General features: G+C 70.9%; 13 protein-coding genes. 5 read left to right on the top strand and 8 right to left on the bottom strand.

From position 1 onward, the window contains the following. Positions 1-11 precede the first annotated feature (11 nt). Entirely contained in the window at positions 12-1,409 is a 1,398-nt protein-coding gene (locus ASG60_RS16470) for a M20/M25/M40 family metallo-hydrolase (protein WP_056172743.1), read from the bottom strand. 214 nt (positions 1,410-1,623) lie between these two features. Here ASG60_RS16470 and ASG60_RS16465 point away from each other — a divergent pair, with 214 nt between their 5' ends. The 5 genes from ASG60_RS16465 to ASG60_RS16445 all read left to right on the top strand — a co-directional run bounded on the left by ASG60_RS16465 (position 1,624) and on the right by ASG60_RS16445 (position 7,291). Then, a complete protein-coding gene (locus ASG60_RS16465; protein ID WP_056306231.1) occupies positions 1,624-2,130 on the top strand; it encodes a (2Fe-2S)-binding protein in 507 nt (168 codons plus the stop codon). Then, the gene (locus ASG60_RS16460; RefSeq protein ID WP_056386622.1) at positions 2,127-3,137 is read left to right on the top strand and encodes a xanthine dehydrogenase family protein subunit M; all 1,011 of its coding nucleotides are present in this window, start codon (positions 2,127-2,129) and stop codon (positions 3,135-3,137) included. Before ASG60_RS16465 ends, ASG60_RS16460 begins: the two co-directional genes overlap by 4 nt. Before the next feature lie 27 nt (positions 3,138-3,164). Further along, positions 3,165-5,417 (top strand): xanthine dehydrogenase family protein molybdopterin-binding subunit, encoded by a 2,253-nt coding sequence (locus ASG60_RS16455; RefSeq protein WP_056386621.1) that lies wholly within the window; start codon positions 3,165-3,167, stop codon positions 5,415-5,417. Positions 5,418-5,580: 163 nt separating this feature from the next. Continuing rightward, positions 5,581-6,024, top strand: coding sequence for a hypothetical protein (locus ASG60_RS16450; protein ID WP_056266841.1), 444 nt, complete (start codon positions 5,581-5,583; stop codon positions 6,022-6,024). A gap of 97 nt (positions 6,025-6,121) precedes the next feature. Further along, positions 6,122-7,291 carry a PHB depolymerase family esterase gene (locus ASG60_RS16445; protein ID WP_056306238.1) on the top strand — a complete coding sequence of 390 codons (1,170 nt, stop codon included), beginning with the start codon at positions 6,122-6,124 and terminating at the stop codon, positions 7,289-7,291. Here the strand turns inward: ASG60_RS16445 and panC are convergent. The 7 genes from panC to ASG60_RS16410 form a co-directional block, all read right to left on the bottom strand. Then, positions 7,281-8,141, bottom strand: a complete 861-nt coding sequence (gene panC / locus ASG60_RS16440; RefSeq protein WP_056360821.1) for a pantoate--beta-alanine ligase — start codon at positions 8,139-8,141, stop codon at positions 7,281-7,283. The genes ASG60_RS16445 and panC overlap by 11 nt on opposite strands. Positions 8,142-8,208: 67 nt before the next feature. Continuing rightward, positions 8,209-8,601: a hypothetical protein gene (locus ASG60_RS16435; RefSeq protein ID WP_056306242.1), complete on the bottom strand. Its 393-nt coding sequence runs from the start codon at positions 8,599-8,601 to the stop codon at positions 8,209-8,211. 65 nt (positions 8,602-8,666) lie between these two features. Further along, positions 8,667-9,896: a hypothetical protein gene (locus ASG60_RS16430; RefSeq protein ID WP_244476694.1), complete on the bottom strand. Its 1,230-nt coding sequence runs from the start codon at positions 9,894-9,896 to the stop codon at positions 8,667-8,669. A 152-nt stretch (positions 9,897-10,048) separates the two neighbouring features. Further along, on the bottom strand, positions 10,049-10,945 hold the full coding sequence (locus ASG60_RS16425; protein WP_056386617.1) for a tetratricopeptide repeat protein: 897 nt from the start codon (positions 10,943-10,945) through the stop codon (positions 10,049-10,051). After that, positions 10,945-11,874 (bottom strand): vWA domain-containing protein, encoded by a 930-nt coding sequence (locus tag ASG60_RS16420; RefSeq protein ID WP_056386748.1) that lies wholly within the window; start codon positions 11,872-11,874, stop codon positions 10,945-10,947. Before ASG60_RS16420 ends, ASG60_RS16425 begins: the two co-directional genes overlap by 1 nt. Then, complete coding sequence (locus tag ASG60_RS16415) at positions 11,871-12,887, bottom strand: VWA domain-containing protein (protein ID WP_056172713.1); 1,017 nt, start codon at positions 12,885-12,887, stop codon at positions 11,871-11,873. The genes ASG60_RS16420 and ASG60_RS16415 overlap by 4 nt, the downstream gene beginning before the upstream one ends. A gap of 1 nt (position 12,888) precedes the next feature. Next, the gene (locus tag ASG60_RS16410; protein ID WP_056172710.1) at positions 12,889-13,365 is read right to left on the bottom strand and encodes a DUF4381 family protein; all 477 of its coding nucleotides are present in this window, start codon (positions 13,363-13,365) and stop codon (positions 12,889-12,891) included. Between the last annotated feature and the right edge of the window lie 8 nt (positions 13,366-13,373).

Genomic DNA, 13,373 nt, shown 5'->3' with positions numbered 1-13,373 from the left:
TCCGACCGCCCTCAGGCCGCCCGCCCGGCGGCGCCGAAGGCCGCCAGGATGCGGGCCCAGGAGCGGGTGCCCTTGTGGAAGCTCTTCAGGTCGTACTTCTCGTTGGGCGAGTGGATGCGGTCGTCGTCGAGGCCGAAGCCGATCAGGAGCGTGTTGCGGTCCAGCAGCCGTTTGAAGTCGCCCACGATGGGAATCGAGCCGCCGGCCCCGATGGTCACGGCGGGCACGCCCCATTCCTCGGCCAGCGCCGCGCGGGCGAGGTCGAGTTCCGGCATGTCGTAGGGCAGGCTGATGGCTCGGCTGCCCTTGTAGCAGATCACCTCGACGGAGCAGTCGGCGGGGATGCGTTCGCGCACGAAGGCCTCGAAGGTGCGGGCGAGCCGCTCGGGGTCCTGATCGTCCACGAGGCGGAACGATACCTTGGCGCTGGCCTCGCCGGCGATCACCGTCTTGGTGCCCTCGCCCGTATAACCGCCGATGATGCCGTTGACGTCGCAGGCGGGCCGCGACTGGACGAGTTCGATGAGCATGCGCCCGTGCTCGCCGGCTGGCTCCGATAGGCCGATGGGGCCGAGGAACGTCTCCGCCGTGAAGTCGAGGCCGCGCCACTGGTCGAGGATGGCCTGCGGCGTCTCGCGCACGCCCTCGTAGAAGCCCGGTAGCGCCACCTTGCCGTCGGCGTCGTGCAGATCGGCGATGATCTTCGACAGGACGTGGATGGGGTTGCGCGCCGCGCCCCCGAAGAAGCCCGAATGCAGGTCGCGGTCGGCGCAACGCACCTTCACCTCGAAATACGCGAGGCCGCGCAGGGACGTGGTGATGGCCGGCGTGGTGGGGTTCCACATGCTGGTGTCGCACACGAGCACGATGTCGGCGTCGAGCTTGTCGCGGTTCGCTGCGACCCATTCGGGCAGGCCCTGCGAGCCGTTCTCCTCCGCGCCCTCGATCAGGATGGTGACGCCGCAGGGCAGCTCGCCCTCCATGGCCAGATGCGCCCGGCAGGCCTCGATGAAGGTCATGACCTGACCCTTGTCGTCGGAGGCGCCGCGCGCGACGATCTGCTGCTCGCCCTTGGCGTTCAGGGCCATGCGCGGCTCGAAGGGCGGCGTCTCCCACAGGGCCAGGGGGTCGACCGGCTGCACGTCGTAATGGCCGTAGAACAGCACGTGCGGTGTGCCAGGCTTCGGCGCATGGGCCAGCACCACCGGATGCAGCGAGGTCTCGTGGATGCCGGTCTCGAAGCCGAGCGCCGTCAGCGTGCCTTCCAGCCACTGCGCCGCCGCGCGGCAATGGGGTGCGTAGGCGGCATCGGTGGAGACGGACGGGATGCGCAGGAACGCGAACAGGCGCTCCAGGGCGTTGTCGAGATCGCGGTCGATGTCGTTGAGAACCGGAGCGAGCGCAGTCATCGGACGTCCTTCGTCGGGAATCGACACCGGGTTAGCCGAGGTGCCGTGAGGGCGCAAACCTTCCCGCCGGGCCCTGAAAGGGAACAGGCGCAATCTGGAACGGTTATCGAGTGGACCGACCAGGGACGGTGATTTTCCCCCTGCCTGCCGTTTCGACCGAATTTCCGAAATCCGGCGGCCGTTGCGGTCGCTGCTTCTGTCACGGACACATGCCATGCTCATCGAAAGCGGCGCGCCCGACGCGGCGAACACCATCGCCATCAGCCTGACGATCAACGGGCAGGCCCGCACCCTCGACGTCGCCCCGTGGACCACCCTCCTCGACCTGCTGCGCGAGGATCTTGACCTCACCGGCACGAAGAAGGGCTGCGATCACGGCCAGTGCGGCGCCTGCACGGTGCTGGTCGACGGGGTGCGGATCAATTCCTGTCTGGCCCTCGCCGTGATGAAGGACGGGGCCAGCATCACCACCGTCGAGGGCCTGGCCGAGAGCGCCGGTCTCCACCCGCTCCAGGCAGCCTTCGTCGAGCACGACGCGTTCCAGTGCGGTTACTGCACGCCCGGACAGCTCTGCTCGGCGGTGGGCATGATGACGGAGGGCCACGCGCATTCGCGCGAAGAGATCCGCGAGGCCATGAGCGGCAACATCTGTCGCTGCGGCGCCTACACCAACATCGTCGACGCCATCGAAGACGTGATGCAGGCGGGAGCCGCGAAATGAACCGCTTCGATTACGTCCGCCCCGAGACCGTCGCCGACGCCGTGAAGGCGGTGGCAGGGGGCAACGCGCGCTTCATCGCCGGCGGCACCAACCTCGTCGATCTGATGAAATACAACGTCGAGCAGCCGGGCCGCCTCGTCGACATCACCCGTCTACCCCTCGACGCCATCGCGGCGCGCGACGGCGGCCTCAGCATCGGTGCCCTCGTGACCAATTCCACCGTCGCGTACGACGCGCAGGTGAAGGAACGCTACCCGCTCCTTGCCAGCGCGATCCTGGCCGGGGCCTCGGGCCAGTTGCGCAACGCCGCCACGACGGGCGGCAACCTCAACCAGCGCACCCGCTGCTACTATTTCTACGACGAAGCGACACCCTGCAACAAACGCCTGCCCGGCTCCGGCTGCCCGGCCATCGGCGGCGTCAACCGCATCCACGCCATCTTCGGCACGAGCCCGAGCTGCATCGCCACCCACCCCTCCGACATGTGCGTGGGCCTGGCCGCCCTCGACGCGGTGGTGCGGGTCGCGGGGCCGGAGGGCGAGCGGACGATTCCGTTCGCCGAGTACCACCGCCTGCCGGAAGACAATCCGGAGCGCGACACCACCCTGAAGCCCGGCGAGATCGTGCTCTCCGTCGACCTACCCGACGAGACCTTCGGCCCGCACCATACCTACCTCAAGCTGCGCGACCGCCTGTCCTATGCCTTCGCCCTCGTGTCGGTCGCCGCCGTGATGGCCCTCGACGGCGACACGATCCGGTCCGCCCGGTTCGCCCTGGGCGGCGTCGCCCACAAGCCGTGGCGCGACAGGGAAGCCGAAGCCTTCCTCGCCGGAAAGCCGGCGACGCACGAGACCTTCGCGGCCGCCGCCAACATCGTGGTCGCCGCGGCCCAGCCCCAATCCGAGAACGCGTTCAAGGTCGAACTCACGCGACGCGCCCTCGTGCGCGGCCTGTCCCAGGCCGCCGCCGGCACGCCCCAGTCGCAGTCCGACAAGCGCATCGCCTGAACGCATCGCCTGAAGGAAATCCGCTCCATGGCCAAGTCCATCAATTCCTCCGGCACGGACACCTACGTGGGCACGGCACGCAGCCGCGTCGACGGTCCGGCCAAGGTCACCGGGCAGGCGAAGTACGCCGGTGAGTTTTCCGCGCCGGACCTCGCCCACGGCTACGTCGTGTCGAGCGGCATCGCCCGCGGCCGCATCACCGCCCTCGACACCGCCGCCGCCGAAGCCGTGCCGGGCGTGATCAAGGTCCTCACCCACGAGAACCGGCCCCGTACGGCGTGGCTCGACTACAATTACCAGGACATGGTGGCCCCACCCGGCTCGCCGTTCCGAGCCCTCTACGACGACAAGATCCAGTACAGCGGTCAGCCCGTCGCCCTGGTCGTCGCCGAGGATTTCGACACGGCCCGCCACGCCGCGTCCCTCGTCAAGGTCGCCTACGAGGCCGAGGCCCCGACCACCGATCTCGAGGCCCAGCGCGAGCTCGCCTACGAGCCGCCGAAGAAGCGCTCGGGCATCAAGCCGCCGCCGGCCCCGTGGGGCGACGCCCCGGGCGCCTTCGACGCCGCGCCGATCAAGGTCTCGCAGGATTATCGCCTGGCCGTGGAGCACCACAACCCGATGGAGCCCCACGCCTCCACGGTGGTGTGGGAGGGCGACGGCAAGATCACCGTCTACGACAAGATCCAGGGCGTCGTGAACACCCACGGCTACATCGCCGCGGTGTTCGGCATGAAGAAGGAGGATGTGCGCGTCCTCAACCCGTATCTCGGCGGCGGCTTCGGCTCGGGCCTGCGCCCGCAATACCAGCTCTTCCTCGCCGTGCTGGCCGCCCGCGCCCTGGAACGCTCCGTGCGGGTGGTGCTGACCCGCGACCAGATGTTCACCTTCGGCTACCGCCCCGACGTGCTCCAGACCGTGTCGCTGGGCGCGGATGCCTCGGGCGGCCTTCGGTCGATCCGGCACGACGCCATCTCGGGCACCTCGAACTTCGAGGATTACCAGGAGGTCGTCGTCAACTGGTCGGGCGTGCTCTACGATTGCGACAACGTCGCCCTCTCCTACAAGCTCGCCCAGCTCGACACCTACACGCCGTCCGACATGCGCGCCCCCGGCGCCGTCACGGGCGTGATGGCACTCGAGATCGCCATGGACGAGCTCGCCTACGAGACGGGGCAGGACCCCATCGCCCTTCGCCTCAAGAACTACAGCGAGAGCGACCGGACGGAGGGCAAGCCGTTCAGCTCGAAATCCCTGCGCGCCTGCTTCGAGGAAGGCGCGGAGCGCTTCGGATGGTCGACCCGCAATCCGGAGCCGCGCTCCATGCGCGACGGGCGCGAACTCGTCGGCTGGGGCATGGCCACTGGCATTTGGGAATCGATGATGCAGCAGTCGAGCGCGAGCGCGACGCTGACCCAGGACGGCAAGCTCACGGTCGGCAATGCCACGGGCGACATCGGCACCGGCACATACACCATCCTGACCCAGATCGCCGCCGACACCCTCGGGCTGCGGATGGAGGACGTGACGACGAAGCTCGGCGACACCGACCTCGCCGAGGCGCCGCTCGCCGGCGGCTCGTGGACGGCGGCGTCCTCCGGCACGGCGGTGATGCGGGCCTGCCAGGATCTTGCCGGGCAACTCTTCGCCCTGGCGCGCGGGCTCGACGATTCCCCGCTCGCCAACGTCGATTTCGACCGCGCGGTGTTCAAGGATGGGCACATCGGGGTAGCGGGCGACGCGTCCCGCAGCATCGCCATCACCGATGTGCTGAGGGCCACCGGCACGGAAACCCTGGAGGCCACGGGCTCGGCCGGGCCGGATGCCGCGCACCAGAAGGCCTTCTCGCCCTACACCCACTCGGCGGTGTTCGTTGAGGTGAAGATCGACGAGGATCTCGGCGTGATCCGCGTCACCCGCGTGGTCTCCGCCATCGCGGCGGGCAAGATCCTCAACCTCAAGACCGCACGCAGCCAGATCCTCGGCGGCGTGGTCATGGGGATCGGCTCGGCCCTGGAAGAGGAATCGATGCTCGACCACACGCTGGGCCGGTTCATGAACCACAATCTCGGCGAGTATCACGTGCCCGTGAACGCCGACATCCACGACATCGACGTGATCTTCGTCGACGAGGAGGACAAGGCCAATCCCATGGGCGTGAAGGGGCTCGGTGAGATCGGCATCGTGGGAACGGCGGCGGCGGTGGCCAACGCGGTGTTCCACGCCACGGGCAAGCGCATCCGAGAACTGCCGATCACCATCGACAAGCTCCTGGCCTGAGCCCCGGTCGCATCCGCGACAAATTTCCGATGTCGAACACACCGGTTTCCAAGTCGGTGGAAGGTAGAGTTTTGCGTGGGACGCATGGCATCCAAACATGGAAGTGCAGCGCAATATTTCATATTGCGTCGCACCATTCATCCTCCATATACCAGCTGTGGAGATGGTAGCGGAGCGGGACGTGTCGGACATTCTGCAGAGGCCACGGCCCACAACGCGGGTCGGTGACAGCGAGAAGATCACGATCAACCTCGGCTACGTCGACCTCGGGCATATCGACCTTCTCGTTTCCGAAAGCCTTTATGCCAACCGCTCCGACTTCATCCGCACGGCCGTCCGCAATCAGATCGTCCGCCACGCCGACGTGACGCGTCAATCCGTGGCCCGCAAACACGTGGAACTCGGTCTGCGCCACTACGGCCGCCTCGATCTCGAAGCCCATCGCGCTGCCGGCACCACCCTGGATATCCGTGTCCTGGGACTCGCCAGCATCGCCGCCGACGTCTCCCCCGAACTCGCGCGCGAGACCATCGCGTCCATCGAGGTCATGGGCAGCCTGCAGGCGAGTCCCGCCGTCAAGGCGGCGCTGGCCGACCGGTTGCGCTGACCACCCTCGCCTTATCGTCAAGCCCCGCCCTTCCAACCCCGCCCCGGACCGTTCGTGCGTCCCCTGGTGCCGCGCAGAACCTGAAAGCGAATCTCCGATGAGCGATCAACAGAACCGGATGCAGGACCGCTTGGCCGACATGATGGAGGCGACCCGGCTCACCGCCACGGGGCGCCTCGGCGACGCATCGGCTCTGATCCAGCGCAGCATGAACGAAGGTCTCGAGCCGCACGGCCACGTGTCCCAGCCAGCAGAAACCGCCGGTCTGACCGACCGCCTGCGCAAGGTGGTCGAGTCGGTGACGCAGGGTCTGGAGCGCAGCGTCGCGCCCGTCCTGGAAGGGCTCGGCGTATCGGGCCGCGTCGGGCGCAGACCGGACGAGGAGGCGATGCCCGCCACCCCGGAGCCCGCCACCACCGGCGAGAGCAGCTTCACCGACGGCAGCCATACGGGTCCGCACGGGACCCGCGAGTACAAGCTGTTCGTGCCCAAGGCCCATCCGGGCACCCGCCCCCTGGTGGTGATGCTTCACGGCTGCAGCCAGTCGCCGGCCGACTTCGCCGCCGGCACCGGGATGAACACCCTGGCCGAGACGCACGGATTCTACGTCCTCTATCCCGGCCAGACGAGCCGGGCCAACGGGCAGCGCTGCTGGAACTGGTTCCAACCGGGCGACCAGGACCGCGAGGCCGGCGAGACCGGCATCATCGCCGGCATGACCCGCGCGGTCGTCGCCGAGCATCGGATCAATCCCCGCCACGTCTTCATCGCCGGCCTCTCGGCGGGCGGGGCGGCGGCGGCCAACGTGGCCCACGCCTATCCCGAACTCTTCGCGGCGGTGGGCATCCATTCGGGGTTGGCGGCGGGGTGCGCCCGCGACGTCTCGGCGGCGTTGACCGTGATGCGCCTCGGGCCCGTGGCGGCGGCCGATTGCATCGCCCCCGTCACGCCCATGCCGACCATCGTGGTCCACGGCGAGAGTGACGGCACGGTCAATCCGCTCAACGGCGAGCAGGCGCTCACCCAGGCGGGCATCGCCGGTTTGACCCCCGAAGTCACCGAGGCCGTCAGCCCCGGCGGACTTCCCTACATCCGCACCCGCTACGCCGATGCGGCCGGGCACGTCTCCGTCGAGAGCTGGTTGGTCCGGGGACTCGGCCACGCCTGGTCGGGCGGCACCATGGCGGGAAGCTACACCGATCCGCGTGGGCCGGACGCGTCGCGCGCCATGCTGAACTTCTTCCTCGCCAACCCCCTCAAGCCCTGAGTGCGGCCACGTTGTCGATGAGGCGGGTGCGGCCGAGATAGGCCGCCGCCAGAACCCGTACGGGCCGGCTGGCCCGCGTCGCCGGCTCCAGGGTCTCGGCGTCGCGGACCTCCAAATACTGCACGGGCGAAAAACCCGCCGCCTCCAATTCGGCCCGGCCCCCGGCCACCAGCGGCTCCGCCTCGGCTCCGGCGGCGAGGCCCGTGGCGATGGCCGACAGGACCGCATGCAGGCGCGGCGCGGCGCGGCGCTCCTCGGGGCTGAGGTAGCGGTTGCGCGAGGACAGGGCGAGGCCGTCCGCCTCGCGAAGGGTCGCCACGCCCTGGATCTCCACGGGCAGGTCGAGGTCGCGCACGGCGCGGCGGATCACCTGAAGCTGCTGATAATCCTTCTCGCCGAACAGAGCGATGTCGGGCTGCACCCGATTGAGGAGCTTCGTCACCACGGTGGCGACCCCGGAAAAGTGCCCCGGGCGGAACTGGCCGCACAGGCCCTGCGTGAGGCTATCGACCTCGACGCGGGTGGAAAAGTCCGGCGGATACATGGCAGCGACATCGGGCAAGTAGGCGGCATCGGCCCCGGCCTCCGCCAGGAGGGCCAGATCGGCCTCCGTATCGCGCGGATACCGCGAAAAATCCTCGGTCGGGCCGAACTGCGTCGGGTTGACGAAGATGCTCGCCACCACGCGGCGTCCCAGCTCACGCGCCCGCGCCACGAGGGCGAGGTGGCCCGCATGCAGGGCCCCCATGGTCGGCACCAGCACCACGGATTCGCCGGCCTTGCGCCACGCCGCGCCTTGCGCGCGCAACGGCGCCACGGCCTCGAAGCGAAGGAGGGATGAATCGGGCATTGCGGCTTCCGTCCGGGTCACGGGTCTGGCCGCAGACCTAAACGCCCGCCCGCATCCGCGCCAGTCGTTAGGGACAGTAGGGCAGCAGGGGGCGGCCGTAGGGATCGTCGACGCCCAGCGGCGGCGTGAAACCGTAATAGCTCGGTTTGCCGAGGCCATAGGCGGAACCGACATAGCTCGGGTCACCGGGCCGGTCGGTGGGCACGGGTGCGCGGCGCGGGATGCACCCGGCCACGCGACGGCGTGGGACGGGGGCCCGGCGCACCACCGAATCGTCGCCTTCGGCCCGGGGGAAATAACGCGGCAACGGCGCGACACCGTCGAGCGCTTCATACCCTTCGGTGGGGCGCCCGGCGTCGAGGAAGTCCGCCGCACGGGCCGGCCAGCCGACCAGAAGGCCGAGGGCGATCAGCCCCCCCGGGCGCCAAGACCGCCCCGTCGCCGTCACCCTGCGCCACATCCACCCACTCCCCGCGCGTCAGGGTTGGCAGAGGGACGTAAACCGGTGGTTAACCATGCCGGCCCTCAGGCCCGCCCGTCGAGGTCGGCCAGACGTCCGCGATCGGTTCCGGTCGGAGCGGCGGCTCGGACCGGCCGGCCGAGGCGACGCGCGAGATCCGTCAGGTCGGGGGCGGTGACCGAACCGCGCCCGTAGAGGGTGCCGTCGAGGGCATCGAGGCCGGCGGCGATGGCGGGGTCCGCCCGCCAGGCCCGCGCGAGATCCGGCGCGCCCTGGAGGACGGGTGCGAGGCGGGCCCGGAAGGCGGTCGCGTCACCGGCGGCGGCGGCCAGGACGAGGGCCCGTCGGGTCGCGCGATCGAGGCGCTGGCGCGACCGCGTGGGCGCCCCGAACCCGACGAGCGCCAGACCGAGCCCGAACGCGGCCAGGGCCGCCCCGACCACGACGAGGGGCGAGGCCGGCGTGATCGGCTTGGCGTCCTCCTCCCGGTCGGGCAGGCCGCCGCCGATCTGCCGGGCCGGAATCTCGGCCTCCCGCAGGGTGCGCGACACGGTGTCGAACCACGGGATGATGATGGCGTCCAACGGGATCACCTCCGCGATGGCGGGGCGCACGTCCCACTGGTAGGTCGCCCGGGCGATGGGCCCGGTGGGGGTGATGATGGTCTCGCGGGTCACAGGTCCGGCGAAGGTGAGGATGCCGCGCGTGCGCATGACCGGCCGGGGCGGCAGGCCTTCGGCGACCATGCCGTGCGCCTCCAGGGTGACGATGCGCCGGGTGCTCTCGCCGATCTTCACCGTCTCCGGGTCCGGGCTCCACGAATCCGTGATGGTGACCTCGCGGGCCGGAAGCCACCATGGCTCCTTGGCGTCGGGCCCGCCGACGGGCTTCGTCCAGTTCGCGACGGAGAGCTGCACCGGGGGCGAGGGCACGTCGACCACTTTCCGGACGCCGCCGTCGTTGACCGTCAGCCGGTGGAGGAACGGCTCGATGGTGAAGTCGCCCGCATGGTGCGGGAAGATCGCCACCACCCGGTCGAACGCGATGGCGACCTGCCCGTCGGGCAGGCGCGTCTTCGACCACGTATCGCGGCCGAGTTGGGTCCAGCTGAAATTCGCCAGCGACGGCTGGATCACCTCCTCCAGGAGGATCGGCTGGCGATAGACCCCGCGGATGCGCAACAGCACCATCTCGCGGGAGAACGGATCGGCGTTGCCGTTGCGCTCCGGGGTCACCGTAAGGGTGAGGTCGCCGGGGTCGATCTCGGCGCGAGCGGGGGCGTTCGCGAAGAGCATGATCAAAATCAACATCGCAAAGGATGTGATGCCAATCCCCGCAGACGGCTGCCGATCGCAGCGCGGGTCCCCCCTCCTAGAAGGAGAGGGACAGGGTGTGGCTCCTCCTCCAAAACCGGTCAGGTTCAACGACCGAGGCCGACGGCCAAAGCTCACCATGGGTTGCTCCCCCCCGGCACGGCCGTGCCGGCCTCGACGCGCACGGCCTGCTCGGCCTTGAGGCGCAGCTTGAGATAGCGGCCGGGATCGTCCGGCAGGGTCTGGAGCCAGAGGCGGTCGGGCCGGATCTCGTGGGCTTCGAAGCTCTTCGTCACCCGGCGCGCTTCCCGCTCGGGCGCGGCGGCGACCATGGCCGAACCGGCGCCCGTGCGCCCGCGCCCGGCGGCGTCGCTGGCCGAGCCCCGCGCTTCGCCCTTGCCGGAATCCACCGAGACCTGCTCGGCCTTGCCGCGCCGCGCCACCTTGCTGTTGCCCGGCGTCGAGGAGGTGGTGCCACCCTCCTTGTTGCCGGCCAGGCCCTCGCCGCTGGAGGTCGCCTGAGTGTCGTCGTTGGGGTCCTGGTTCGAGGTCTTGTTGTAGCGCGCGCCCGTGGTCGCGGTCGCGTTGGCGACCCCGCCGCCCTTGCCGGGATCGCCCGCCCCTTCGTCGACGAGGCGGGCGATGAGGGAGCGGTTGGCCTGGGCGTCCGCATCGCGCGGGTTGTAGGTGAGCGCCGCGTCGTAGGCGTCGAGTGCCCTCTGCAGATCGCCGGCCTTCGCCAGGGCGTTGCCGAGGTTGTAGGACCCGCGCCGCCCGGCCGCGCGGAACAGGGCCGCGGCTTCGTCGTAGCGCCCGGCTTGGTAGAGCGCCGGGCCGCGCCACGCCGGATCGTCGAGGATGGCGGCGGCGGCACCGGGCAGGCCGAGGCACATGAGCGTGCGCCCGAGGCCCGTGCGCGGCTGCGACACCCCGGCGAGGCCGAGAATGCCCACTCCTGCGAGGCCGAGGCTGGCAAAGCGTGCCCAGGTGGTCCAGCGGCGCGGGCGGGGAAACGGAAACGCAAGTGGCATCAGGCGCTCCGGCGGAACAGGGCCAGCGCCGGCAGGAGCGCCAGCAGGATCAGCCAACGGCCGAGATCGGCGAAGGCCAGGACGGTGTAGCCGCCGGCGGCGAGGTGCTGGGCCGTACTCGCCCCGACGGTATCGAGGACGGGCCCCGGTGCGTCGAGGTCGGCGAGGCGTCCGCCGCCCGCGGCGACGAGGCGCTCCAGCGCCGCGCGGTCCGGTTTCGGCGAGCCGGCCGGCAGGCTCGGGCCGGCGGGCACGAACACGCCGCTCAGGGCCCAGCCCTTGGCCCGGATCGCCGCGGCCTCGCGGGCGGCGGCCTCGCCGATGCCGTCGCCATCCGTCACCAGCACCACGTCGCCCGCGATGACGCCGGCCTCCGAGAGGGTCCGGCGCGCCAGGGCGAGGCCGCGTTCGGGGTGGGTGCCCCGGTCGGGCACCGTGTCGCCGTCGAGGGCGAACAGGGTGGAGGCGAGGGCGTCGCGATCGGTGGTGGGCGGGATCGCCAGATAGGCGTCCCCGGCATAGACCACCACGGCGACGCTGCGGGTGCCGGCCGCCTGAGCGACGCCCTCGGCGATCTGGCGCACGTCCTTGAGGCGCCCCCCCTCGGCGACGGAGCGCGAGAGATCGATCACCACCACGGTGGCGTCGAGGTTGCGGAAGGTGGTGGCGTCGGGCCGTTCCACGGCGGGTCCCGTGAGGGCCACAGCGACGAGACCGGCGGCCAGCGCCGCGGCGAGGTTCGCCTGCCGGCGCCCGCCGAGCACGGCCCCGCGCCGGGCGAGCAGCGCCATCAGGCCGGGATCGACGGCCTTCGCCCAATCACCGAGGGGCGCCGAGCGCCACGCCGCGCGAAGGGCCAGGATCGCCACCAGGGGGATCGCCAGGAGCCACCAGGGCCGCAGGATCGCCAGGGCATCGAGGACACTCACGCGACCCGCCTCGCCGCCAGGAGGCCGGCGGCGCACAGGAACGCCACGGCGGCGGGCCAGGGCCACAGGTCCTTCCGCAGGGGCACGGGCGGCGCCTTGGCGCGTCCGCCCTCGATCTCGTCGATGGCGTCCGCCATGCCAACGAGGTCCTCGGTGGTCTTCACCCGGAACATCCGGCCGCCGGTGAGTTCGGCGATCTCCCGTAGGGTCTCTGTGTCGACCACGTCCTGCTCGCCGTCGGCGTTGGAGAGGTCGCGGGGGCCGAGGGCGATGGTGTGGACCCGGACTCCGAGTTCCTTGGCGAGGCCCGCGACATCGCGCGGCGTGGTCTGGCCGGCATTGTTGGCCCCGTCCGTCATCAGGATCACCACCTTGGCGGTTACGGGCGGCCCAGCCTCGCCGGTCTCGGCCGAGGGTGGTGGGGTCAGGCGCTTCAGGGCGAGGCCGAGGCCGTCGCCGATGCCGGTGGAGCGGCCGACGAGGCCGATGGTCGCCTCGTCCAGTGCCCGGGCGACGGTGGCGGTGTCGAAGCTCGGGCTCGCGGCGACGTAGGATTCGTTGGCGAAGATCACGAGGCCGATGCGGTCGCCGGCCCGGCGGCGGATGAAGTCGGTGCCGACGCGCTTGACCGCCGCCAGCCGGTTCACGGTCTGGCCGTCGAGGGCGAAGTCGCGCCGCTCCATGCTGCCGGACAGGTCCATCACCAGCATGATCTCACGGCCCGAGGCCGGCAGCGCCGTGGCGGGCAGGACGAGGCGGGGACCCGCCAGCGCGGCGACGAGGGCCACCCACAGGGTCCAGACCAGCACGGCGCGGCCCCGCCCGCGCGCGGCGACGCTGTCGCCCCGGGCCGCCGCGGCGACGAGGGAGGCGGGCACGCGCAGGGCCCCGCTCGAGCCGACCCGCTCGGCCGGCATCAGGCGGGCGGCCAGCAGGGGCAGGGGCAGGAGCAGCAGGGCGTAGGGGCTCGCGAGGTCGAACGCCGAGGCTAGCGCGGTGAGCCAGTTCGGCATGTCAGGCCCCGATCCGCTGCATCAGCCGTACGAGCTCGGCGTCGATGGCGCCGGGCTCGGACGCCTCGCGGCGGTAAAGGCCGTCGGCGAAGGTTCGGCCGGCGCCCTTGGTGAAGAAGTCCGTGGCGAACAGGCCGTCGAGGGTGGCGGCCCAATCGCTCCCCTGCGTCGAGGCCGCGGCGTCGCCCCGCAGGGTGCGGGCGAGACGGCGCAGGAGTCGTGCCTGGGCGACCCGGCGCGGCCCCGGCGGCAGGGCGTTGGCGGCGGCGAGTTCGCGCGCGGCGGCCCGGCGCACGGTGTTGGCCTGCCGCGCCCTCAGGTACCGGACGAGGCCGACGAGGAGGGCCGCCGTGAAGCCCAGCGCGATGGCGAGCACCACCGGCCCCTGCGCCGCGCCGGCGGTCTCTGCGGGCAGGTGCAGCCCGCGCAGCTGGTCCAGGCTGGCGGGGATGTCGGCGGGGGCGTTTGCGGGATTCATGGGCACCG

The organism is Methylobacterium sp. Leaf469 (assembly GCF_001424745.1).
In the GTDB taxonomy this organism is placed as follows: Bacteria; Pseudomonadota; Alphaproteobacteria; order Rhizobiales; family Beijerinckiaceae; genus Methylobacterium.
Note: the sequence above shows the minus strand (reverse complement) of the source record. Positions and strands in the feature narration are given on the sequence as shown.